At 66.5% G+C, this 1,027-nt stretch carries 1 protein-coding gene; it reads left to right on the top strand.

What is annotated here, in order from left to right; translation table 11 throughout:
• Positions 1–98: 98 nt before the first annotated feature.
• Positions 99–1,027 (top strand): FliG C-terminal domain-containing protein (locus ABYW26_RS14745; RefSeq protein WP_372605676.1); only part of this gene is annotated, 929 nt, incomplete at its 3' end.

Here is a 1,027-nt window from a genome sequence, read left to right as displayed (position 1 = left end):
GTTTGTTCACGAAAATACTTTCGGATTTCCGGCCACCGCTAACCGGCTGTTAATCCTGCGCGCGCAGTCTGGCGATTGACCCAGCCGGAGATTCCCGCGTGACCGCCCTGCCCCAATCCAGCCCCGCCCGCCTGAACACCCCCGTCCGGTTCAGCCGCCGCCGCAAGGCCGCGATCATCGTGCGGCTGTTGCTGGGCGAAGGCGCCAGCCTGCCGCTGGGCGATCTGCCCGAGGATATGCAAACCGCACTGACCGCCGAAATCGGCGCAATGCGCTATATTGATGGCGACAGCCTGCGCGCGGTGGTGGCCGAATTTCTGGAGGAACTGGAAAAGGTCGGGCTGACCTTTCCCGGCGGGATTGAAGGCGCGCTTGCGCTGTTGGACGGCCATATCAGCAGCCGCGCCGCCGCCGATCTGCGCGCCGCCAATACCGGCGCCGCCCCTGATCCGTGGCACCGCATCGCCGCGCAGGACAGCACGCTTCTGGCGCAGGTTCTGGTGGCCGAAAGCACTGAAATCGCCGCCATCCTGTTGTCGAAACTGCCAACCGCCAAGGCCGCCGAATTGCTGGGGATGATCCCCGGCGATCAGGCCCGGCGTATCGCCTGCGCGGTGTCGCAAACTGCCCTTGCCCCGCCCGAAATGGTGGCGCGGATCGGGTCTGTGCTGGCTGCCCAGCTTGAAGCGCGCCCGGTCAGCGCCTTTGACACGCCACCTGCCGCGCGGATGGGCGCGATATTGAACCTTGCCCCCGCCGCCACGCGCGAGGATCTGTTATCCGGTCTGGATGAGGCCGACGCCGGTTTCGCCAAAACCGTGCGCAAAGCGATCTTTACCTTTGCCGACATCCCTGCCCGCATCCCGGCGCGCGAGGTGCCCGCGATCACCCGCGCCGTCGCCGCCGAAGATCTGGTCACCGCGCTGGCTGGCGCGACCGAACCCGACCCCGCCAAGGCCGCTGATTTCATCCTTGCGAACATGTCGCGGCGCATGGCCGACCAATTGCGCGAGGACATCAGCGATCG

This window comes from Actibacterium sp. (genome assembly GCF_041584535.1).
Lineage (GTDB): Bacteria > Pseudomonadota > Alphaproteobacteria > Rhodobacterales > Rhodobacteraceae > Actibacterium_D.
The sequence above is the reverse complement of the archived record's forward strand: the minus strand, read 5'-3'. Positions and strand labels throughout refer to the sequence as shown.